Below are 22,040 nucleotides of genomic sequence, written 5' to 3'. Positions count from 1 at the left end.
CCTTTCATAGCGCTCGTCAGTGGTTCGAGCAGGTCCCGACGATCTCCACGGTGTGGCTGATGTCGGAGAAGCCGTGCTCCGAAGCGATCTTCTCGGCCCACCGCTCCACCGCGGGGCCCTCGACCTCGACCGTGCTGCCGCAGAGACGGCACACCAGGTGATGGTGGTGGTGCGACGAGCAACGCCGGTAGATGGCCTCGCCGGTGTCCGTGCGCAGGACGTCGATCTCGCCGGCCTCGGACAGCGACTGCAGCGTCCGGTACACCGTGGTGAGCCCGATGCCGTCGCCGCGTTTGCGCAGCTCGTCGTGCAGTTCCTGGGCAGAACGGAAGTCGTCGATCTCCTTGAGCAGCTCGACCACGGCGGCCCGCTGTTTCGTCGACCGGCGTCCCGGCACCGGCGCGGAACTGTTGGCCGTCGTCGGACTCATGCTCACTTCCCCTCCTGAACGTGGGCTACGGCGTCCACCACGATATGCGCAAGGTGATCGTCGACCAGCCGGTACACCACCTCACGGCCGCGTCGCTCACCCTGTACGACACCCGCCGTCTTCAGCACCCGCAGGTGCTGGCTGATCAGCGGCTGCGCGACATCGAGTGTGTCCACCAGTTCGTGCACGCACCTGTCCGCGTTACGCAACTGCAGGACGATGGCGATGCGCACGGGCGCGGCGAGCGCCCTGAGCAGGTCGCCGGCGTCCGCGAGGACGGCGGGCGAGGCCGACGTCGCGGGTTCGGCGGGGGGACGGGCCGACGAATGCGGCCCGGGGTCCTCCGAGAGCCCGGGGGCGGCAGAGTCCGGGGTCACCGTAGCCATCGCCGCCTCCATGTCCATCATGATTTCCGAAGTCATTGCCAGTAACAGTCCTGCCCATCCTAGTGTTCCCGCCCCCGGTGGTCTGTTCGCCGACCGGGCGACCACTTGGCGGCGATGTTACTGCTCCATTCGGGTGACTTAGCAAAGAAATGACCATTCCACTTCGCATGTGGTCGCCAACGGTGCAAGGTTGTCGCGGAGCGTTTCGTCGCTTCTCGTACGCTGACGACCGCGCTCTGAGGGCCCGGAGAGGCAGTGGGGAGACATGACTCGTTTCGTGACGAAGCTGGCCGCCGCGACGGCGGCCGTCGCTTTGGCGTCGGTTCCGGGGCTCGCCTCGGCGCAGACGACGCAGGCCGTCGATGAGAAGACCGGCCCCGTGTCGTTCGCGAATGTGGCGTCGGTGCGCATCGGGAACCCGGGATCGCTGATCACCGAGACCCAGCGCTCGCCGCTGACGCCAGGCCAGTCGAAACTCTCCCCGGACCGCACCGTCGTCCCGCGTGACGACGGCGAGAAGAACACCTTCGGCGACAAATGGGCTGTCAACCTGGGCCGCTTCGGCGCCCAGAGCCCGTTCCCGCCCGGTATCGCCAGCCGCGACCACAACGTGCTCGCCGCGCTGCAGCAGACCACGGTCCCGACGGCGGTCGCGGAGAGCAACTACGCCCTGCTCGACAACGGGCGCGGAGGCGCGAAGCCCGCCGACAACACCGTACTGGTGCTTGAAGGCGCCAAGAGCGCCGTCGACTGCTCGTCGCCCAGCAAGGCGACGTCGTCGACGAGCGTGGGCAAGATCTGGGTGCGGGACGAAACCGGCGCGCTCAAGCCGTCCGGCGCTTCGGGCGTCGACGTCAAGGGGCTCAAGCTCGGCCCGCCGTCGGTCATCAAGAACGAGAACATCGGCAAGGACGAGACCACCTCCGACCTGACCGTGTCCCGCGTGACCGCCTTCGACCAGCTGATCCGGCAGGACGGCTGGCGCAACGGCGACGTGACCGCGGTGGCGGGCTGGAAGGTGGACATCGTCACGCACGTGCGCGACGACGCGGGCAAGGATCTGCGCGAGGCCCGCACGACGCTCGTGCTCGGCGGCGTGAGCTGCTCGATCCCGAAGAACTTCGTCGCGAAACCCGCCGGCGGTACCGGCCCGGGTGCGGCGCCCGAACAGCCCGCGGTGCCGGGGACGGTGCCCGCGGGCGGTATCCCGCCGCAGGCCGCCGACTCGACGCGGACCGTGGTCGGGCTGGGGCTGCTGGGTGGCGGCATCGTGATCGGCGCTGCGGCCATGCTGCTCCTCCGCCGTCGCAAACCCGTTCCGGTGCGGGAGAAGTAGCGGCCCCGTGCGGCCATGGCTGGCGGCACTGTCCGCCGTCGTCTCGGCGCTCGCCATCTCCGCGGGCGTGATCGTGCTGACCTGGATCCCGCCGGAACAGACGGTGTCGTTCGCGGAACCCGCGGTCCTGCCCGGTGAGGACGGCGCCCCCTTGGCGCTGCCCGCCGACAGTTCGAAACGCGGGCAGCGGCCCGGCACCATCCGCCTGCCCGAAGGCGGATCGGCGAGGCTCGTGCGCTCCGAGGTCAACTCCACCGGCGTCCTCCCGATCCCGCGCGGGCTCGGCGACGCGGCCTGGTGGGGCGCGCGGCTCGGTGCCGAAGCGGGTACGGCACTGATCTCCGGGCACGTCAACTGGGGCGGTGTCAAAGGGCCGTTCGACGAGTTGTGGCGGATGCACGAGGACCAGGAGGTGGCCGTCAGCGACGCGGCGGGCGGCATCTGGGTCTATCGCGTGCGGGAGGTCGTCACGGTGCACAAGAACGACCTGCCCGCGCAGGCGGCGAAGCTGTTCGCGCAGAGCGGGCCGCATCGGCTGGTCCTGGTCACCTGCGGTGGCGACTACCTGGGCGGGACCGACGGCTACCGGGACAACCGGGTGATCGTCGCGACCCCCGTTTCCGGCCCGCCCGCCTGACCCCGCGGAAGTCGGTGCAACCTCTCTCCGTTCGCGTCGCGTGTCTAGCGACACCGGCCGCTCCGGCGGCCAGACGCGAGCAAGGAGTAATACCCGATGGTGGGACAGTTCGACGACGGTACGGCGAGCGAGGAGCAGCCGAAGAAGCGCTCCAGCCTGGGGTTGATCCTCATCGGTGCCGCGATCTTCGTGGTGGCGGCCGTGGTCGCGGTGCTGGTTTTCACTGGAAAGAGTGATCCTGTCGTCGCGGCCGCGCAGGACCAGACGGCCACCTCGGCGGAGCAGACACCCCGACCGCCCGCCGACACGGGCCAGGCGCCCGGCACGGTCAAACTCCCCGGCGGCGGCACGGCGAAACTGATCCGCAAGGAACTGACCGCGGACGGGACCCTCCCCATCCCCGAGGGACTCGACGAAGCCACCTGGTGGGGCGCGAAACTGGGCGCCGACCAGGGCGCTTCCCTGCTTTCCGGGCATGTGAACTGGAAGGGTAAGAAGGGCCCGTTCGACGAATTGTGGCGGCTCAAGACCGGCCAGGAGGTCAACGTCGTCGACACCGACGGCGGCAAGTGGGTGTACAAGATCGGCGAGGTCGTCACCGTGCACAAGACGAAGCTCGCCGAACAGTCGGAGAAGCTGTTCGGGCCGGACGGGCCGCACCGGCTGGTGCTGGTCACGTGCGGTGGCGAGTACGTCGGCGGGACCGACGGTTACGAGGACAACCGCATCGTCACCGCCTCGTTGGTCAGCAGGCCCTGAGCGGTCCGACCTCGCCGGAGGTCGCGCGGGGACGGGCGGTTAGTCTTGTCCTTCTAGCCCATACCCGTCCCCGCATGCTTCGGAGCGTGGAGTGCCCGCCAACACCATTGAGACCGTCGTCAGCCTGTGCAAGCGTCGAGGCTTCGTTTTCCCGTGTGGAGAGATCTACGGCGGTACCAAGTCGGCGTGGGACTACGGGCCCCTCGGTGTCGAACTCAAGGACAACATCAAGCGCCAGTGGTGGAAGACCGTCGTGCAGAGCCGCGACGACGTCGTCGGCCTCGACTCGTCGGTGATCCTGCCCCGCCAGGTGTGGGTCGCGTCGGGTCACCTGGACGTGTTCACCGACCCGCTGATCGAGTGTCTCTCGTGCCACAAGCGGTTCCGCGCCGACCAGCTGGCCGAGGACTTCTCCGCCCGTTCGGGCAAGGAGGTGTCCGAGGACGACCTGTCCGAGGTGCCGTGCCCGAACTGCGGTACCCGCGGGCAGTACACCGCGCCGCGTGACTTCAACATGATGCTCAAGACCTACCTCGGCCCGGTCGAGTCCGAGGAAGGCGTGCACTACCTCCGCCCGGAGACCGCGCAGGGCATCTTCATCAACTTCCTCAACGTGCAGACCGCGGCGCGCAAGAAGCCGCCGTTCGGCATCGGCCAGATCGGCAAGTCGTTCCGCAACGAGATCACGCCGGGCAACTTCATCTTCCGCACGCGCGAGTTCGAGCAGATGGAGATGGAGTTCTTCGTCGAGCCGGGCGAGGACGAGACCTGGCACCAGTACTGGATCGACGCGCGCACCGAGTGGTACAAGGACCTCGGCATCAAGGCGGACAACCTCCGCCTTTACGAGCACCCGAAGGAAAAGCTCTCCCACTACTCGAAGCGCACCGTCGACATCGAGTACCGCTTCGCGTTCAACGCGGGCCAGGAATGGGGCGAGCTCGAAGGCATCGCGAACCGCACCGACTTCGACCTCACGACGCACTCGAACCACTCCGGGGTGGACCTGTCGTTCTTCGACCAGGCCACGAAGCAGCGGTTCCGCCCGTTCGTCATCGAGCCCGCGGCCGGTGTCGGCCGGTCGATGATGGCGTTCCTCGTCGACGCGTACCACGAGGAAGAGGTGCCGAACGCCAAGGGCAGCACCGACACCCGCGCGGTGCTCAAGCTGGACTACCGGCTCGCGCCGTTCAAGGTCGCCGTCCTCCCGTTGTCCCGCAACGCCGATCTCACGCCGAAGGCGCGCGACGTCGCGGCGGCGCTGCGCAAGCACTGGAACGTCGACTTCGACGACGCCGGCGCGATCGGCCGCCGCTACCGGCGCCAGGACGAGATCGGGACGCCGTACTGCGTCACCGTCGACTTCGACTCGCTCAACGACCACGCGGTGACCGTGCGGGAGCGCGACACCATGGCGCAGGAGCGGGTCGCGATCGACAAGCTCGAGTCGTACCTGGCGGGCCGGCTGATCGGCGCCTGAGTTCCGCTTTCGGGAAGTACGTGAAGGCCCCCTTCATTGCGTCTAGCGCAGTGAAGGGGGCCTTCACGTACTCGCGCCGCCTGCCGGGCCAGTGTCATGAAAGGGTCGTTCAGGACGTTTCTTGTCCTGAACGACCCTTTCATGACACTGGAAGCGGGCGTGAGCGCGCGAGCTGGGCGAAGGGAGCTTTCCCCGCATCGGATGCGGTGACGGGCCCCTTCAGCCCGTGCGCACCGCCCTCGCCAACGCCATGAAAGGTCCTTTCCTTGCAAATTTTGCAAGGAAAGGACCTTTCATGGCATTCGGCAGCGGCTCACCCCTGACAACTGTCACCCTCAGGTCGTGACGCGCGGCCCACGTCCGCGGCCCCTTCTCGCGACAAGCTCTAAGCATGCGAGAACAAGACATCACCGCGGGGGCGGCGGTACGGCTTTCCGGGCTGCGTAAGCACTATGGCGACGTCCATGCCGTCGACGGCGTGGACCTGACGATCGCGCCGGGTGAGGTGGTCGCGCTCCTCGGCCCCAACGGCGCGGGCAAATCCACCACCGTCGACATGATCCTGGGCCTGAGCGTGCCCGACAGCGGCACCGTGACCGTGTTCGGCCGCGAGCCGGGGGACGCGGTCGGCGACGGGATGATCGGCGCGATGCTGCAGGGCGGCGCGCTCGTCGAAGATCTCACGGTCGCCGAGACCGTCGGCATGGTCGCGGCGTTGCACCGCAAGCCGATGCCGGTGCGGGACGCGCTGCGCCGCGCCGGGATCGAGGATCTCGCGAACCGGCGCTCCACCAGGCTTTCCGGCGGGCAGAAGCAGCGCGTGCGGTTCGCCGTCGCGCTCGTGAGCGATCCCGATCTGCTGATCCTCGACGAGCCGACCGCCGCGATGGACGTCGGCACGCGCCGCGAGTTCTGGAAGTCCATGTACGAGTACACGAACACCGGCCGCACGGTCCTGTTCGCCACCCACTATCTCGAAGAGGCCGAAGAATTCGCCGACCGTGTCGTGCTGATGCGGTCGGGGCGGATCGTCGCGGACGGTTCGGTCGCGCAGGTCCGTGCGCTGGCAGGGGGACGCACGATCCGCGCGGTGGTGCCCGCGGCGGCGGAGCCGGTGATCGCGGGGCTGCCCGCGGTCACCGGGCTCGAACTCCGCGGCGGCCGCGCCGCGATCTCCAGTTCCGATTCCGACGCCACGCTGCGCGCGTTGCTGGCCGAAATCCCCGAAGCGCACGACATCGAGATCGGCGCCGTCGGCCTCGAAGGCGCGTTCCTGTCCCTGACCACCGAAGCCACCGAGGAAACCGTCCGATGAACCCGACCTATCTCAAGACCGAGATCGTCCGCACCTTCCGTTCCACCCGGTTCGTGCTCTTCGCCGTCGCGTTCCCGGTGCTGATGTTCCTGTTGCAGGCCAACGTTTTCGCCTCAGGCCAAATGAACATCGCAGGCGTGATCATGGTGAACATGATGGCCTTCGGCACCTTCTCCGCCGCGATGACGAGCGGTGCGAAACTGGCCATCGAGCGGTCCACGGGCTGGCAGCGCCAGTTGCGGCTGACCCCGCTGACCGGCGCCGGTTATCTCGGCGGCAAGGCCCTCTCGGCGATGCTCGTCGCGCTTCCGTCGTTGCTCGTCGTCCCGCTGATCGGCGTCCTGTTCGAAGGAGTCCACCTCGACGCCGCCGGCTGGCTGCGGCTGGTGCTCGGCTGCTGGCTCGGCGCGATCCCGCTGGTGCTGCTCGGCCTGCTGCTGGGCCAGTTCGGCACGCCGGAGTCGATGCAGCCGCTGAACATGATCGTCATGATGGGCATGGGTTTCCTGGGCGGCCTGTGGATCCCGATCGACGGGATGCCGTCGTGGATGGCCGACGTCGCCCAGGTGACGCCGACGTACTGGCTGATCCAGCTGGTCCGTCCGGTGGTCACCGACCATCTCACGGTGAGTCTTCCGGTCGCGCTCGGCGTGCTGGCGGCGTGGACCGCGGTCCTCGGGGCGCTGGTGATCAGGCGTTACCGTAAGGACAGTGCGCGGGTCTGAGAGATGGGTGAACCGGTGAGCGACTACCCGGGCAAGGTCGAGACGGGCTTGAACAGCCGGGAGAACTGGTGGGCGGACATGCCGCCGCGAACCGGCCGGGGTCCCCGGCCGAGGCGGTGGGTGTTCTTCGGCCTCGCCTTCATCGTGCCCGGCTTCGTCCCCGCGGCGGTCGATCTGGCCACCGACGGGGCGACCGCGAAAGAGCTGGTGATCGCCGTTCTCCTGCTCTTCTACGGCTCCTGTTACGTGCTGTTCCCGCTCAGCCTGCGGCCCTCCCGGCGGAAGACGACCTACGTCTTCTCGGTGCTGATGCTGCTCATCGGTCTCGCGCTGGTGTTCCTGCACGACAACAACCCGTACATCCTGATCTACGCGACGGCGGTGCTGGCCTTCACGCTGCCGCCGGCGTGGTCGCTGATCCTCGACGGTGGCGCCCTGCTGGTGGTGCTGGCCGTCCATTTAGTGGTCGGGAAATACGACTTCGGCGATCTCATCGCGGTCATCTCGATCACGGCGGCGATGTTCTTCATGGCGAACCTGGTCCGCGCGGTGCGGAAACTGGAGGCGGCGAACCAGGAGATCGCCACGCTCGCGGTGGCGGGTGAACGCGAGCGCCTGGCGCGGGATCTGCACGACATCCTCGGCCACAGCCTCACCACCATCACGGTGAAGGCCGGGCTCGCCCGCCGGATCCTGGAGAGCGGCAAGGACGACTCCCGCGCCCTGCAGGAGATCCGCGAGGTCGAGAGCCTGACCCGCAGCGCGCTTTCGGACATCCGCGCCACGGTCTCCGAATATCGCGAGGTGTCGCTGTCGGCGGAGGTCGCCGGGGCGCGGGCGGCGTTGCGGGCGGCCGAGATCGACGCGGACCTGCCGCACGCGGTGGACAATGTAGCTCCCGCCTTGCAGCGCACTTTCGGTTACGTGCTGCGGGAAGCGGTCACCAACGTGCTCCGGCATTCCGGGGCGAAGCGGGTGAAGGTCCGTCTCGGCAAGACCTGGCTGGAAGTCGAGGACGACGGCGAAGGCGGCGAGGCGATGGCCGGCAACGGCCTGCGCGGCCTCACCGAACGGCTGGACGCGGTCGGCGGGACCTTGACCGCCACCACGCCACCTGGGGGAGGATGGCTCGTCCGGGCGGACGTACCCGAGTCCGCCCTGCGGAGCGACGTGGCTGCGCCGCTCTCCGAACCCACTGGAGGCTGCGCGTGATCCGGGTCCTGCTCGCCGACGACCAGGCGATGGTGCGCGGGGCGTTGGCCACCGTGCTCGGCCTCGAAGCCGACATCGAGGTGGTCGCCCAGGTCGGCTCGGGCGACGAAGTGCTTCAGCGGGCGAAGGAGACCGCCCCGGACGTCGCGCTGCTCGACGTCCAGATGCCGGGCAAGGACGGTCTCGAAGCCGCCGCCGAACTGCACGGCGCGCTCCCGTTGTGCCGGATCATCATCTGCACCACCTTCGGGCGGCCCGGCTACCTGTCGCGGGCGATGGCGGCGGGTGCCGCGGGATTCGTGGTCAAGGACGCTCCGCCGGAGCAGCTCGTCGACGCCGTCCGCAGGGTCCACGGCGGGCTCCGGGTGGTCGATCCCGCACTCGCCGCGGAATCGCTCGCCACCGGCGCGAGCCCGCTCACCGGACGCGAACACGACGTCCTCAAGGCAGCCAAGGACGGCAGCACGGTGGCCGACATCGCCCGCGCGCTGCACCTTTCCGAAGGCACCGTGCGCAACCATCTTTCGGCCGCGATGGGCAAGACCGGGGCGAGGACGAGGGCCGAGGCGGTGCGGCTCTCGGAAGAGCACGGCTGGCTCTGAGATCACCTCGCGGCTCTGCGAGAATCACCCCCGTGAGTACCGCCGAACGGACCAAGCCCACCCGCGCGAACTGGGTGCGCCGGACCTTGGCGGGGTTCCTGCTGATCGTCGTCGCGCTGATCGGCGGAACGGCGTTCCGGGTCTGGCAGGTGGCGCGGGAGGACGTGCGCGACCGCGCCGACGTCATCGTGGTGCTCGGCGCGGCCCAGTACAACGGCAGGCCGTCGGGGATCTTCGAGGCCCGGCTGGCCAAGGCGAAGACGCTGTACGACCAGGGCGTCGCCAAGGTCATCGTCACCGCGGGCGGCAAGAAGGCCGACGACAACTTCACCGAGGGGCAAGCGGGCGCGCAATGGCTGCGCAAACGGGGTGTGCCCGTGTCGGCGACGCTGCCGGTCGGCGAGGGCAGCGACACCCTGCGCAGCCTCCGCGCGGTCGCCGAACAGGTGCAGCAGCGGGGCTGGAAGACCGCCGTCCTGGTCAGCGACCCTTGGCACTCGTTCCGCGCGCGGGTGATGGCCGACGACCTCGGGCTCGACGCCTGGACGTCGCCCACGCACCGCGGCCCGATCGTGCAGACCCGCGAGACGCAGGCGCGCTACATCGTCCGCGAGACCGGCGCGCTGCTGTACTACCGCCTCACCAGGTTCCCTGCGGACGTCTGAACCCGATAAGTGTCGGTGATCGCGCATAAGCTTGGCTGGTGAGCGACACCTACACCGAGGCCGACAGGGCGCGTCTGCTGCCCGAGCGGCCCAAGGGCGCGGCGCTGGAGGGCGCGGAAGACGGGCGAAGCGCCTTCGCCCGTGATCGCGCACGCGTGCTGCACTCGGCGGCCCTGCGGCGGCTGGCAGGCAAGACCCAGGTGGTCGGCCCGGGTGAAGGTGCCGAGGTCAGCGGCGTACCGCGCACGCGGCTGACGCATTCGCTGGAGGTCGCCCAGATCGGCAGGGGCATCGCGGACGAGCTGGGCGCGGACCCGGATCTGGTGGACACCGCCGGCCTCGCGCACGACATCGGGCACCCGCCGTTCGGGCACAACGGCGAGCGCGCGCTGGACGAGGTCGCGCAGCCGTGCGGTGGTTTCGAGGGCAACGCGCAGACCTTGCGGATCCTGACCAGGCTGGAGCCCAAGGTCCTGCTCGAAGGCGGGGCCGCCGGCGGGCTGAACCTCACCCGCGCCTGTCTCGACGCCTCGACGAAGTACCCGTGGCTCCGTGAAGAAGGCAACCCGAAGTACGGCGTGTACGCCGACGACGCCGAGGTCTTCGCGTGGGTGCGGGCCGGTGCGCCGGAGCGCCGCACCAGTCTGGAAGCGCAGATCATGGACTGGTCCGACGACGTCGCATATTCCGTGCACGACGTCGAGGACGGGGTGCTCGCGGGCCGGATCTCGTTGCGGGTACTGGCCGACGCGGAGGAACGCGCGGCGGTGGCCGAGGCGGCGCGCAGGTTTTCGCATCAGTCCCAGTCCACTTTGGAAGGTGCGGCGAAGGAACTGCTCGACCTGCCCGTGGTCGCGGAACTCACCGAACCGGGGCTCGACGGCTCGCTCAAGGCGCAGGTCGCGTTGAAACGGCTGACGAGTGAGCTGGTCGGCCGGTTCGCGACGGCGGTGGTCGGCGCGACGAGGGAGGTGCACGGCGAAGGGCCGCTGAGCCGCTACGCCGCGCGCCTGGTCATCCCGGAGCAGGTCGCGGCCGAGGTCGCGTTGTTCAAGGCGCTCGCGCTGCGGTACGTGATGAGCGACAAACGGCGCCTCGCGATGCAGGACGGTCAGCGTCAGACGCTCGCCGAACTGGTCGGCGCGCTGTGCCGCCGCGCTCCGGACGCGCTCGACGGCGTGTTCCTGCCGGCCTGGGAGGCCGCCGCGGACGACGCGGCCCGCCTGCGCGTGGTCGTCGACCAGGTGGCGTCCCTCACGGACGCGCAGGCGTACGCGTGGCACGCCTGGCACACCGGCCGCCACGGCGGTGTCGCGTGACTGGATGGACGACACGCGTGATCAGCCGGACGCCACGCGTGATCAGCCGGACGGCTCGGGGATCGGCTCCGGCTATGCGTGTGTCGTCCGTCTGATCACACGCGCCGTCCCCTCACACACGCACGACCGCCGAACCGAAACGGCACCTACCTTCGGACAGGAGACGGACGGGCCCGTGCACGGTACGGTCTGCGGCATGGGAGCTGTCGAAAGCCACCTCCGGTTTGGTCTGGACCTCTATCGGGTGCTGGCGAGCCGCGTGGAGAACGCGTGCTTCTCGCCGTACTCGATCGCGAGCGCGCTCGGCCTGGTGACGCAGGCCGCCAAGGGGAAGACCAGAGAAGAACTGATCGCGCTGCTCGGCGACCCGGACGAGCTCGCCGACCTGCTGGGCAAGGCCTCGTCACTGCTCGAAGACGGTCCCGAACTCGCGGTCGCGAACACGCTCTGGGCCTGGGACGGGCTCCCGCTCGAAGACTCCTTCCGCGAGGAACTCGCCACCTGGCCGGGCGGGAAGGTCGAGAGCGCCCCGTTCGGCGACGATCCGGAGGCCGCGCGAGCGCTGATCAACGCCGACGTCGCGCGGGCCACCCGCGAGCTGATCCCCGAACTCCTGAAACCGGGGACCGTCGCACAGGACACCGTCGCCGCGATCGTCAACGCCCTGTATCTCAAAACCGCCTGGACCAATCCGTTCTCGCGTGACAACACCGCGCCCGCGGACTTCCACGCGCCGTCCGGCACCCGTACGGTGCCGACGATGTGGCTCGAAAAACAGCTCGACCACACCCACGAGGACGGCTGGCAGGTCGTCCGCCTCGGCGCCGAGGGCGGGGTGGAGGCGATCGTCCTGCTCCCCGACGGCGATCTCGACGACGCCGAACTCGACGCGGGGAAGCTGGCGCGGCTGCTGGAGAACACGCGGTCCAAGACGATCGCGCTGTCCCTGCCGAAACTCGACCTCGACGTCGACAGCCCGCTGACGGCGAAGCTCCAGGATCTCGGCGTGCGGACGATGTTCACCGCCGCCGCCGATCTCACCGGGCTCGCCGACGACGACCGGCTCGAAGTGTCCGAGGTGCTCCACCAGTCCGTGCTCCGCATCGACGAGCAGGGCCTCGAAGGCGCCGCCGCGACGGCGGTGCTGATGCGGCTGACGTCGCTCATCGTCGACGAACCCCTGGAAGTCGCCGTCGATCGGCCCTTCCTTCTGCTCGTGAGGCATGCCTCGACGGGTGTGATCTACTTTCTCGCCCGCGTAGTCGAGCCGTGAGGACGGTCAGTGAGCCTTTTCCAGGCTGAGGCGGCGAATGTGGATGCCGAGAAGGCTCCCACGAGACCCCGCCGGTTCGCCGCCGCCGACGCCGCCATCATGGGCGGCTTCCTGCTGTTCGCCTTCCTGCTCTACAACGGGCTCTGGCTCGACCTCAAGGAAGGCTATCTCTGGAACAGCGCGTCGGATCAGAACCTGTGGGAGTGGTTCTTCTCCGTCACCGCGGACAACGTGCTGCACCTGAGGAACCCGCTCAGTTCGCACTTCCAGAACCATCCGCTCGGCGTGAACCTGATGGCCAACACGGCCATGCTCGGCATCGGCATCCCGCTTTCACCGGTCACCCTCACCTTCGGACCGACGGTCACCTGGGCCATCGCGCTCACCGGCGGTCTCGCCGGCACGGCGGCCGCCTGGTACTGGGTCTTCTCGCGGCATCTGGTCACCCACCGGGTCGGCGCGGCCATCGGCGGCGCGTTCGTCGGCTTCGCCCCGCCGATGATCTCGCACGGCAACGCGCACCCGAACTTCGTCGCGTGGTTCGTCCTGCCGTTCATCGCGTTGAAGGTCTTCAAGATCGCGCGCGGCGAACGCCCGGTCCGCAACGGGATCTTCCTCGGTCTGCTGGCGGCGTACCAGATCTTCCTCGGCGAGGAACCGCTGCTGATCTTCGCGATGGCGTTCGCGATCTTCGCCATCGCCTACTTCGCGACGAACTACCGCGAGTTCCCGCCGATGGCGAAACCGCTGGGGATCGGTGTCGGTATCGGGGTGCTCGTGGCGCTCGTGCTGTGCGCTTTCCCCCTGTGGTGGCAGTTCTTCGGCCCGCAGAGCTATCAGGCGATCGAACACGGCCCGGTCGGGAACGACACGGCCGCGTTCACCCGGTTCGCGACGCAGTCCGTCGCCGGGCAGCCGCAGGCCGCCGCCGACGTGTCGATGAACCGCACCGAGGAGAACGCCTTCTTCGGCTGGCCGCTGATCGTGCTGATGGTGGTCATCACCGCGTGGCTGTGGCGAGAGGTGTTCGCGCGGGCGCTGGCGATCTCCATGTTCGTGATGGCCTGGCTTTCCCTTGGCGTGCAACTGATCGTGGTGCACGAGGAGACCGGGATCCCGGGGCCGTGGAAGCTGCTTTCGGAACTGCCGTTGTTCGAGTCGCTGCTGGAATCGCGGCTGGCGATGGGCTGCATCCCGCTCATCGGCGCCTTGCTCGCGCTGGCGACCGAACGCGTCTACACGGTCGCGTCGAAACTGCCCGAAGTGCCGGGGGAGCGGCGATTCCCGTTGCGGCTGGTGTGGATCGGCGTCGTCATCGCGGTCCTGCTGCCGATCGCGCCGACCCAGCTGATCGTCAAGGAACGGCCGCAGACACCCAGATTCCTCGCCGACGGCACCTGGCGGAGCTACGTCGCGCCCGGCGGGACCGTGGTGCCCGTGCCGTTGCCGAGTTCCGGCGAGTCCGAGCCGCTGCACTGGCAGATCGACGCGGGGCTCGGCTACTCGATGCCGGAGGGCTACTTCGTGGGCCCGAGCGGTCCCGACGACAAACGCGGCCGCTACGGCGCCATCCAGCGGCCGACGTCGATCATCTTCGACCAGATCAAGCAGACCGGCGTGCCCGCGACGATCACCGAGTCGCAGCGGGTGCAGGCGCTGGCGGATCTGCGGTACTGGAACGCCGACGTACTCGTGCTGATCCCACGCGAACACCAGGACGCTTTCCGGACCACAGTGGACCTTCTGCTGCGGAAGCCCGCCGAATTCGTCGACGGCGTCTGGGTGTGGGACGTCCGGACGATCACGCCCTGAGCCCGGCCCGGCTCGCGGACCACCGCGAGCCGGCGAACGGCTCGTCGGCGCGGTGTTCGTTGACCCGGACCGTGCCACAGACGAGCCGTGCCGCGACTTCGGCGGCGTGCTCCTCGTCCAAGCCCCACACCGATCCGCACAAGCCGGGCGCCGTGGCGTTCGCGAGCCCGACGGCTTCGTCCACTGTGGAGCATCGGACGACCGGAAGCACCGGCCCGAACTGCTCTTCGGTCACCACCCGCATCCCGTCGTGCGCCTCGGCGAGGATCGCCGGTGCGAAGAAGTACCCCGGCCCGTCGAGCGGTCCGCCGGTGACGATCCGCGCGCCACTCGCCCGCGCTTCGTCGGTGAGACCGGTGACGCGGTCGTGGCGCGGCCGGTTGTTCACCGGGCCGATCTGCGTTCCCGGCGTCCTTCCGTCGCCCACCACGACTTCCGTCGCCACGGCCGCCAGCGCCTCGACGACACCGTCGTAGACCGGCCCGACGGCGTAGATCCGTTCCACCGCCACGCCGATCTGCCCGCAGTTGGCGAAAGCGCTCCAGAAGAGCCGTTCCGCGATGGCGGCCGGATCGGTGCCGGGAAGGACGATCGCGGGATCGTTGCCGCCCAGTTCGAGCGCCAGCTGTCGCCATTCCGGCGTGGCCGCCATCCGCTTCCCGGTTTCGGCCGAGCCGGTGAAGGCGACCTGCCGGATCCCGGGATGGGCGATGAGGAGCTCGCCGAGGGGATCCTGGCCGGTGAGCACGGTCAGCACGCCCGGCGGCAGCACTTCCGCCAGCATCCGCCCTAGATGCAGTGTGGTGAGCGGTGTGCGCGGTGAAGGTTTGAGCACCACCGTGTTCCCCGCGGCGAACGCCGGTGCGAGCATCGCGACGGCCAGCTGCACGGGGAAGTTCCACGGCGTGAGAGCGGCGACCGGCCCGTCACCGGCGACCCGGGAGCCGGGCCGAACCCCGGCGAAGTACCGGAAGCGTGCCGCCGCCCCGGCGAACTCGGCCTCGGCTTCGCGAAGCGGTTTCCCTTGCTCCTCGGTGAGAACGGGGGCCAGCACGGGCGCGGCCTCCTCGACGACGACCGCGCACGACATCAAGGCCGCGCGCCGGTCCGTGGCGCGCCAGGCGGGGGAGGCGGCCGCCGCGGCGCGTACCGCTTTGTCGACCTCGGCGGGCCCGCAGTCGGGGACGTCCGTGATCCGTTGTCCGGTGGCGGGATCCTCGACGGCGAGCATGGTCCTCCTCGGTGGAAGGAAAGTGCCAGCTCACCAGCGTACCTTTGATGATCGACTGGCGGTTCCGGCGAAAAGGCTAAAAAGTGAGGGTGGCGCGCGTCACCGACGGTGCTGTCACGTCCGTGCGGGCCGCCTCGTCCAGTCGGTGAACGCACTCGCACGAGGAGGACACCATGCCGCGCATTCCCGCCGTGAAGACCGCCGAAGCCGGCTTCCTGCTGAAGCTGTTCTACAGGTTCGCCGGCAAGCGTTTCGGCGCCGTGCCCGAGCCGATGGCCGTCTACGCGCACCATCCCGCCCTGCTGCGGGCGAACGGCATGCACGAGATGATGGCCGAGAAGGCCAGCAAGACGCTGCCGTCGAACGTGCGCGAGCTGGCCGTGTACCGCGTCGCGACCCAGCTCGGCTGCTCGTGGTGCATCGACTTCGGGACCATGCTGCAACTGCACGAGGGGCTCGACATCGAACGGCTGAAGAACATCGACGACTACGCGAAGTCGCCCGCTTTCACCGACCAGGAACGGCTCGCGCTCGCGTACGCCGACGCGATGACCGCGAGCCCGGTGACCGCCACCGACGAGCAGGTCGCCGAACTGGAACGCGAATTCGGCCGCAAGGGCGTCATCGAGCTGACCTACCAGATCGGCCTCGAGAACATGCGCGCCCGGATGAACAGCGCGCTCGACATCACCGCGCAGGGCTTCACGTCGGGCGATGCCTGCAAGATCCCGCTCCCCTGAACCACCCGCGTTTAGTCCTCTGAATGCGCCCAGGCGCATTCAGAGGACTAAACGCGGTCAGAGGCCGACGCGGGTCCGCGCATCGGTGAGCTTGTCCGGGTTCGCCATGTCGTAGATCGCCACGATCTTCCCGTCGCGGATGGAGAACGCGTCGACGTGCTCGTCGAGCGCCCGGTACCGCTCGGAACCGGGCTGCGGCGGCAGGTAGACCCCGAGGTCGCCGTTGACCAGCGCGAACGTCGCCTGGTCCATCCCCGCCGGGTCGTACATCCGCATGAGACCCTGGAACAGCCGGGTGACCTTGTCGAACCCGGCGACCGTGTGCACCGCGGTGCGCGCCTTGCCGCCACCGTCGCCGACGAGGACGACGTCGGGATGCAGGACCTCCGCCACCGCCTGGATGTCCCCGGTCAGCATCGCCGCCATGAACTTCTCGATGATCTGCTGCTGCTCGGCGAGCGCCGTCCGCGGCGGCGGATCGGCGTCGGCGACCGCGCGGCGGCCGCGGGAACCGTGCTGGCGCGCGGCGTCCGTCGTGCAGCCCAGGATCTCGGCGATCTCGCCGAACGGCACCGAAAACGCGTCGTGCAGCACGAACGCGACACGCTGCTCCGGCGTCAGCCGGTCGAGGACCACCATCGCCGCCATGCGCATGCCGTCGTCGCGGACGGCGACGGCCAGCGGGTCCTCCGACGACGGGGTGCCCAGCGGGCCGAGGACCGGTTCGGGCAGCCATTCCCCGACGTACCGTTCACGGCGCACCACCGCGGACCGCAGCCGGTCGAGGCAGATCCGGCTGACGACGGTGGTCAGCCAGCCTTTGTGGTCTTCGATGGCCGCGCGGCGGCGTTCGTCCATGCCGCTCAGGCGCAGCCACGACTCCTGGACCGCGTCCTCGGCGTCGGACAGCGTGCCGGTGAGCCGGTAGGCGACCGACACCAGATGAGGCCGCAGCGCGGCGAAGTTCCCGGCGAGTTCGTCCAGGGCGGTGCTCATTCCCCGAGTGTGCCGCACACCGCTCCGGGAGCGGGAACTAGAGTGATGAGCGTGGCAGGACGGATTCGGGAGAGCGACATCGCGGAGGTGCGCGAGCGCAACCGGATCGACGAGGTCATCGGTGATTACGTGGCGCTGCGCAGCGCGGGCGGGGGCAGCCTGAAAGGGCTTTGCCCGTTCCACAACGAGAAGACCCCGTCGTTCAACGTGCGCCCCACCCACGGCACCTTCCACTGCTTCGGCTGTGGCGAAGGCGGTGACGTGATCAAGTTCATCCAGAAGATGGACCTGATCTCGTTCGTGGAGGCCGTCGAGCGGCTCGCGGATCGTGTGGGTTTCCGGCTGACCTACGAAGGCGGCGGCGGAAGCGTCCAGCGTGATCGCGGTACCCGCGCCCGGCTGATCGAGGCGCACCGCGCGGCCCAGGAGTTCTACGCCGAGCAGCTGCTCACCCCGGACGCGCGTGCGGCGCGGGACTTCCTGTCGGAACGGGGTTTCGACTCCGCCGCGGCGCAGACGTTCGGCTGCGGGTACGCGCCGGCGGGCTGGGACAAACTCACCAAACATCTGCTCAACCGCGGGTTCGAGGTCAAGGAACTGCTCACGGCCGGGCTGGCCAAGGAGGGGCAGCGCGGGCCGATGGACCGGTTCAACCGGCGGCTGCTGTGGCCCATCCGCGACGTCGGCAACGAGGTGGTCGGGTTCGGCGCGCGGCGCCTCTACGACGACGACCGTGTCTCGGCGAAGTACCTGAACACCGCGGAATCGCCGATCTACAAGAAGTCGCAGGTGATGTTCGGCCTCGACCTGGCGAAACGCGAGATCGCGAAGCGGCACCAGGTCGTCGTCGTCGAGGGCTACACCGACGTGATGGCGATGCACGCCGCCGGGGTCCCGACGGCCGTCGCGTCCTCGGGGACGGCGTTCGGCGAGGACCACATGAAGGTTCTTCGGCGGCTGATGATGGACGACGACGCCTTCCGCGGCGAAGTGATCTTCACCTTCGACGGTGACGAAGCCGGGCAGAAAGCGGCGTTGAAGGCCTTCGAGGGCGACCAGACCTTCGCCGGGCAGACCTACATCGCGGTCGCGCCCGACGGCATGGACCCGTGCGAACTGCGGCTCGCCAAGGGCGACACCGCGGTGCGGGACCTGGTCGCGCGGCGGATCCCGCTGTTCGAGTTCGCGATCAAGAGCATGCTCAAGGCCTTCGACCTCGACTCCGTCGACGGCCAGGTCGCGGCGCTGCAGAAGACCGTTCCGATGGTCGCGGGGATCAAGGACCGCGCCAGCCGCGACGGCTACGCGTCGAAACTCGCCTGGTGGGTCGGCTGGCAGGACGCGGCGCAGGTGGTGAACCGGGTGCGCGGCAGCGCCGGGGCGGCGGCGAAACGCTCCGCCACCGTCGAGGTCCGGCGCCCGGCCGCCGCGGCCACCGCGACCGCCACCGCCGAGGAGGACCTGCCCCGGCCCGCACCCGGCGATCCGCGGTTCATCGCGCAGCGCGAGGCGCTCAAGGCGGCACTGCAGCAGCCGATGATCGCCGGAGCCGAGTACGACGCGCTGCCCGAGGACGCGTTCACTCATCCGGTTTACGTCGCCATCCACAAGGCGCTGCTGTCCGCCGGGGGAGCGGGCTCCGGGCTGACCGGCCCCGCCCTGCTCGACGCGGCCGCGCCGCACTGCCCGCAGGGCACGGTGCGGCGCGTGCTCAGCGAGCTTTCGGTGGAACCGTTGCGCGCCAAGGGCGAGGTCGACTCGCGCTACATCTCCGCGCAGCTCGCGGCGGTGCAGGAAAGCCTGGTCGGCCGCCAGATCAACGAGATCAAGTCGAAACTCCAGCGGCTTTCCCCGGTCGAGGCGCCGGACGACTACCGCGCGCTGTTCGGCGACCTCGTCGCGCTCGAGCAGTACCGGAAGGCGCTGAAGGAACAGGCCATCGGCGGATTGGACTGAGCATGGGCTGGCTGCGTCACCTGCTGGGTGACCGTGTCCCGGCGGATTTCGACGGCACGCTGGCCGACGGCGAGCACGTCGTCGGGAGCGCGGCGGTCGAAGGCGGCGGATATCTGCTGGTCACGCCGTTGGGACTGTGGATCCCGGGGCCGCGCCGGGTCGGCTGGCATCTGGTCGGCAAGGCGGCGTGGTCCACCGGCGTGCTGACCCTGACCGAATCCGAAGAGACCGGCATGGCGGGGGACGCCGTGCTGCTGGCCGACAAGACGCCGGTCCGGTTCGAGCTCGCCCGGCCCGGCAAGGTCCCGATCCTCGTGCGACAGCGGGTGGACGGTTCGGTCCGAGGGCGGCACCGCAAGGACTTCGGGACCGGGGGAGCGTGGTTCGTCGAGCGCAAGGTCCCCGGCCAGGACGGCACGGTGCTGCAGGTACGGCCCGATCCGGGCACCGACGTCGACCTGGTCAAGGCGATCGCCGAGGAAGCGGCCAAGAAGCTGGCGAAGCCGAACGGCTAGCAGTACGCTCGTACTGTGTGGGATCCGGTCAAGTACCTCGACTACGCCGACCTGCGGGCACGGCCGTTCCATGACCTCGTCGGGCGGATACCGGCCGAGGCGCCCCGCCGCGTCGTCGACCTCGGCTGCGGGCCCGGAAACCTGACCGCCGGCCTGGCGGAACGCTGGCCGGACGCGATCATCGAAGCGAGCGACAGTTCACCCGAAATGGTCGAAGCCGCACGATCACGGGGTGTCGACGCGCGAGTGCTCGACGTCAACGACTGGGTGCCCGAACCGGACATCGACGTGGTCATCTCGAACGCCGTGCTCCAGTGGGTCCCGGAACATCGTGACCTGCTCCGCCGCTGGGTGGACCTCCTGCCGTCCGGGGCGACGCTCGCGTTCCAGGTCCCCGGCAACTTCGATGCCCCGTCGCACGCCCTGACCCGCGCCCTCGCGCGCACCGAAGAGTGGGCCACGCGCCTCGCCGACATCGGCCTGCGGGAGAACGATGCCGTCGAAAGCCCGCTCGGCTACGGGAACCTGCTCGCCGACGCTGGCTGCGCCGTCGATGCCTGGGAGACGACGTACCTGCAGCGGCTGGCCGGGGAAGACGCCGTACTCGAATGGATCACCGGCACCGCGCTGCTGCCGGTCAAGGAGGCCTTGCGCGGGGACGACTGGGACCGTTTCCGCGCGCAGCTCGCCCGCAAACTGGACGAGGCCTACCCGCCACGCCCCGACGGGACCACCTGGTTCGAGTTCCGGCGCGTCTTCGTGGTCGCCGTCGTGGGCTAAGGGCCCTTTCGCCACGTCAGACGCGGCGAAAGGCCCCTTCGGCCCAGGATCAGCGCTGAGGCCGCCCGAACCGCTCACCGACCTTGGCGCGAGCGACCCCGGCGGCGCCCTGCACCATGGGGTGGTCGGCGATCTTGCGGTAGGTCCGCACGATCTGCTCGTACCGCCCGCGGCCGGCCTTCGCGCCCAGCACGTAGCCCGCGGCCGCACCCAGCAGGAACATCTTCATCCGAGTCCACGCCTCCGTTCGATCTTGCTCCGGCTGTCATTGTCCCTCAAAACGCGAGCTTGACGAGGTGATGTCGAAAGTGGGGGGTGGGTGTGGGGCCGCCGGAGGGCATGGGCTAAAGTTCTCTCATCGGTCGGAGCGATCCGGCTGGTACGGAGCACAATCCCCTGTAGCTCAACTGGCAGAGCATTCGGCTGTTAACCGGAGGGTTCTTGGTTCGAGTCCAAGCGGGGGAGCACAAGGCCCAGGTCATCGACCTGGGCCTTCTTCGTGTCCGGGCTCTGGGGGCGATTTGGTGCGCTCTGGTCGGCGGTTCTCGGTAGATTCGGTGAATGTGGCTTCCGTTTGTGACTGCCGCGCTCGGCGCCTTCTTCGGTTCGGTCGGCGGTTTCACCTCGTCCCTCTATCTCGCGCGGCGGGCGGACCGGCAGAGCACCACGAACCACCTGATGACGGAGTTCCTGTCCGTCACGTTCCTGGCGCACCGGATCGCCCTCGAGCATCTCCGAGCTCGGATGTCGGACGGCGACGTCACCGCCGCACAGGTGGCAGGCGGTTTCTGGTACCCCGGCGACCGGGACTACTACCGCGGCGAGCTTGAAGGAGAACTCAACACCCATCAGCACCTGACCATGTACATCGGATTCCTCGTGCGCATGGCGGACGCGATCCAGCGGCGTCGTATCGACGTCGACGCGATTCGCGCCGGGATCGGCGCGCAGTTGCGCTGGTGTGACGCCCTCGTGCTGGAGGTGGCCACGCAAACCCTGCGGCAGGCGGCCGAGAACGACGCGCCCTTTCCGACGTGGGTGGCCGCCGCCAGGTTGGTACACGAAAAACTGGTCGAACAACTTCCAGACTGACGACGCTGACCGAGTGAACCACCGCTTCCCGTTTACCCTGTCGAAATTGTTGGTTCGCGACAAGCGAACAGTGACCTGCTCAGAGTGACGCACATGCGCGCCGTGCTGATGGCACTATCTGGCTATGGTTGCCATTCAGGTGGTGCGTGGCGATATCACCGAAGAGAATGTGGACGCTGTGGTGACCGCCGCCAACGAGTCGTTGCTCGGCGGCGGCGGAGTGGATGGGGCCGTCCATCGGGCGGCAGGACCTCGGCTGGCCGAGGCGGGTGCCGCCATCGGACCGTGCCCGCCCGGCGACGCGATGGCAACCCCGGCATTCGATCTCGACCCGCCTATTCGCCACGTCATCCATACCGTGGGCCGGTCTGGGAAGGCGGTGACCAAGGCGAGGCAGAGATCCTCGCCTCGTGCTACCGCCGGAGCGTCCAGGTCGCAGATGAGCTGGGTGCGCGCAGCATGGCCTTCCCCGCCATCGCCACCGGTGTTTACGGATATCCCGCCGACCAGGCGGCGCGCATCGCGGTCGCAACACTCAGATCCACGCGGACTCGCGTCGAGCGGATCCGGCTGGTCGCGTTCGACCAAGACAACAATGAGCACCTCGCTGCCGTATTGCGAGGACAATAGGCCACCGTTCTCGACATCCCTTTTGCGCTACAGGTCTAGCGACTTGAATCCAAGGATAATCCCTGTGGTCGCGTAATTATCGTCGATCTTGCGCTGTGCGGAATTGGTGAGAAAGATGCGGTGAATCCGCACTTTCCGCGCCACCTTGA

General features: G+C 68.9%; 22 protein-coding genes, 1 tRNA gene and 1 pseudogene. 19 read left to right on the top strand and 5 right to left on the bottom strand.

Annotation, left to right across the window (positions count from 1 at the left end; translation table 11 throughout):
* Nucleotides 1–16: 16 nt before the first annotated feature.
* Complete coding sequence (locus tag AJAP_RS28645; protein WP_020629376.1) at nt 17–430, bottom strand: Fur family transcriptional regulator; 414 nt, start codon at nt 428–430, stop codon at nt 17–19.
* Between the two features lie 2 nt (nt 431–432).
* Nucleotides 433–816 carry an ArsR/SmtB family transcription factor gene (locus AJAP_RS28640; RefSeq protein ID WP_038524048.1) on the bottom strand — a complete coding sequence of 128 codons (384 nt, stop codon included), beginning with the start codon at nt 814–816 and terminating at the stop codon, nt 433–435.
* 265 nt (nt 817–1,081) lie between these two features.
* Between AJAP_RS28640 and AJAP_RS28635 the strand changes: the two genes are divergently transcribed.
* The 12 genes from AJAP_RS28635 to AJAP_RS28580 all read left to right on the top strand — a co-directional run bounded on the left by AJAP_RS28635 (nt 1,082) and on the right by AJAP_RS28580 (nt 13,951).
* Nucleotides 1,082–2,152, top strand: coding sequence for a hypothetical protein (locus AJAP_RS28635; RefSeq protein ID WP_038517036.1), 1,071 nt, complete (start codon nt 1,082–1,084; stop codon nt 2,150–2,152).
* A 7-nt stretch (nt 2,153–2,159) separates the two neighbouring features.
* A complete protein-coding gene (locus AJAP_RS28630; protein WP_038517035.1) occupies nt 2,160–2,789 on the top strand; it encodes a class F sortase in 630 nt (209 codons plus the stop codon).
* Between the two features lie 96 nt (nt 2,790–2,885).
* Entirely contained in the window at nt 2,886–3,548 is a 663-nt protein-coding gene (locus AJAP_RS28625) for a class F sortase (protein ID WP_038517032.1), read from the top strand.
* A gap of 91 nt (nt 3,549–3,639) precedes the next feature.
* Complete coding sequence (locus tag AJAP_RS28620) at nt 3,640–5,028, top strand: glycine--tRNA ligase (protein WP_034316415.1); 1,389 nt, start codon at nt 3,640–3,642, stop codon at nt 5,026–5,028.
* 391 nt (nt 5,029–5,419) lie between these two features.
* The gene (locus tag AJAP_RS28615) at nt 5,420–6,343 is read left to right on the top strand and encodes an ABC transporter ATP-binding protein (protein WP_038517028.1); all 924 of its coding nucleotides are present in this window, start codon (nt 5,420–5,422) and stop codon (nt 6,341–6,343) included.
* A complete protein-coding gene (locus AJAP_RS28610) occupies nt 6,340–7,068 on the top strand; it encodes an ABC transporter permease (protein ID WP_038517026.1) in 729 nt (242 codons plus the stop codon). The genes AJAP_RS28615 and AJAP_RS28610 overlap by 4 nt, the downstream gene beginning before the upstream one ends.
* Before the next feature lie 15 nt (nt 7,069–7,083).
* Nucleotides 7,084–8,280, top strand: a complete 1,197-nt coding sequence (locus AJAP_RS28605) for a sensor histidine kinase (RefSeq protein ID WP_038524045.1) — start codon at nt 7,084–7,086, stop codon at nt 8,278–8,280.
* Nucleotides 8,277–8,882, top strand: a complete 606-nt coding sequence (locus AJAP_RS28600; RefSeq protein ID WP_038517024.1) for a response regulator transcription factor — start codon at nt 8,277–8,279, stop codon at nt 8,880–8,882. Before AJAP_RS28605 ends, AJAP_RS28600 begins: the two co-directional genes overlap by 4 nt.
* Before the next feature lie 32 nt (nt 8,883–8,914).
* Nucleotides 8,915–9,547 (top strand): YdcF family protein, encoded by a 633-nt coding sequence (locus AJAP_RS28595; RefSeq protein WP_038517022.1) that lies wholly within the window; start codon nt 8,915–8,917, stop codon nt 9,545–9,547.
* 38 nt (nt 9,548–9,585) lie between these two features.
* Nucleotides 9,586–10,866: a deoxyguanosinetriphosphate triphosphohydrolase gene (locus AJAP_RS28590; protein ID WP_038517019.1), complete on the top strand. Its 1,281-nt coding sequence runs from the start codon at nt 9,586–9,588 to the stop codon at nt 10,864–10,866.
* A gap of 196 nt (nt 10,867–11,062) precedes the next feature.
* Complete coding sequence (locus AJAP_RS28585; protein ID WP_038524042.1) at nt 11,063–12,139, top strand: serpin family protein; 1,077 nt, start codon at nt 11,063–11,065, stop codon at nt 12,137–12,139.
* Between the two features lie 9 nt (nt 12,140–12,148).
* Nucleotides 12,149–13,951, top strand: coding sequence for a hypothetical protein (locus AJAP_RS28580; RefSeq protein WP_038517017.1), 1,803 nt, complete (start codon nt 12,149–12,151; stop codon nt 13,949–13,951).
* Here AJAP_RS28580 and AJAP_RS28575 read toward each other — a convergent pair.
* Complete coding sequence (locus AJAP_RS28575; RefSeq protein ID WP_038517014.1) at nt 13,941–15,182, bottom strand: aldehyde dehydrogenase family protein; 1,242 nt, start codon at nt 15,180–15,182, stop codon at nt 13,941–13,943. The genes AJAP_RS28580 and AJAP_RS28575 overlap by 11 nt on opposite strands.
* 173 nt (nt 15,183–15,355) lie before the next feature.
* Between AJAP_RS28575 and AJAP_RS28570 the strand changes: the two genes are divergently transcribed.
* Entirely contained in the window at nt 15,356–15,922 is a 567-nt protein-coding gene (locus tag AJAP_RS28570) for a carboxymuconolactone decarboxylase family protein (RefSeq protein ID WP_038517012.1), read from the top strand.
* Between the two features lie 57 nt (nt 15,923–15,979).
* On the opposite strand, the gene AJAP_RS28565 is transcribed toward AJAP_RS28570, so the two are convergent.
* The gene (locus AJAP_RS28565) at nt 15,980–16,918 is read right to left on the bottom strand and encodes a sigma-70 family RNA polymerase sigma factor (protein ID WP_038517009.1); all 939 of its coding nucleotides are present in this window, start codon (nt 16,916–16,918) and stop codon (nt 15,980–15,982) included.
* A 45-nt stretch (nt 16,919–16,963) separates the two neighbouring features.
* Here AJAP_RS28565 and dnaG point away from each other — a divergent pair, with 45 nt between their 5' ends.
* Genes dnaG through AJAP_RS28550 form a run of 3 tightly spaced genes read left to right on the top strand, consistent with a single transcriptional unit; the run spans nt 16,964 to nt 20,169 of the window.
* Nucleotides 16,964–18,874 (top strand): DNA primase, encoded by a 1,911-nt coding sequence (dnaG, locus tag AJAP_RS28560; protein WP_038517006.1) that lies wholly within the window; start codon nt 16,964–16,966, stop codon nt 18,872–18,874.
* Between the two features lie 2 nt (nt 18,875–18,876).
* Nucleotides 18,877–19,389 carry a hypothetical protein gene (locus AJAP_RS28555; RefSeq protein WP_038517004.1) on the top strand — a complete coding sequence of 171 codons (513 nt, stop codon included), beginning with the start codon at nt 18,877–18,879 and terminating at the stop codon, nt 19,387–19,389.
* Nucleotides 19,390–19,404: 15 nt separating this feature from the next.
* Nucleotides 19,405–20,169: a trans-aconitate 2-methyltransferase gene (locus AJAP_RS28550; RefSeq protein ID WP_038517002.1), complete on the top strand. Its 765-nt coding sequence runs from the start codon at nt 19,405–19,407 to the stop codon at nt 20,167–20,169.
* Nucleotides 20,170–20,218: 49 nt separating this feature from the next.
* Here AJAP_RS28550 and AJAP_RS28545 read toward each other — a convergent pair whose 3' ends face one another.
* Nucleotides 20,219–20,398 carry a hypothetical protein gene (locus tag AJAP_RS28545; protein WP_007031230.1) on the bottom strand — a complete coding sequence of 60 codons (180 nt, stop codon included), beginning with the start codon at nt 20,396–20,398 and terminating at the stop codon, nt 20,219–20,221.
* A gap of 163 nt (nt 20,399–20,561) precedes the next feature.
* Between AJAP_RS28545 and AJAP_RS28540 the strand changes: the two genes are divergently transcribed.
* The 3 genes and pseudogenes from AJAP_RS28540 to AJAP_RS28530 all read left to right on the top strand — a co-directional run bounded on the left by AJAP_RS28540 (nt 20,562) and on the right by AJAP_RS28530 (nt 21,891).
* Nucleotides 20,562–20,634, top strand: a tRNA-Asn gene (locus tag AJAP_RS28540).
* A gap of 96 nt (nt 20,635–20,730) precedes the next feature.
* Nucleotides 20,731–21,261, top strand: coding sequence for a hypothetical protein (locus tag AJAP_RS28535; protein WP_148311587.1), 531 nt, complete (start codon nt 20,731–20,733; stop codon nt 21,259–21,261).
* A 124-nt stretch (nt 21,262–21,385) separates the two neighbouring features.
* Nucleotides 21,386–21,891 (top strand): annotated as a pseudogene (locus tag AJAP_RS28530) (O-acetyl-ADP-ribose deacetylase).
* Nucleotides 21,892–22,040 lie beyond the last annotated feature (149 nt).

Origin of the sequence: Amycolatopsis japonica (assembly GCF_000732925.1) — a bacterium.
GTDB classification, from domain to species: Bacteria; Actinomycetota; Actinomycetes; order Mycobacteriales; family Pseudonocardiaceae; genus Amycolatopsis; species Amycolatopsis japonica.
Note: the sequence above shows the minus strand (reverse complement) of the source record. Positions and strands in the feature narration are given on the sequence as shown.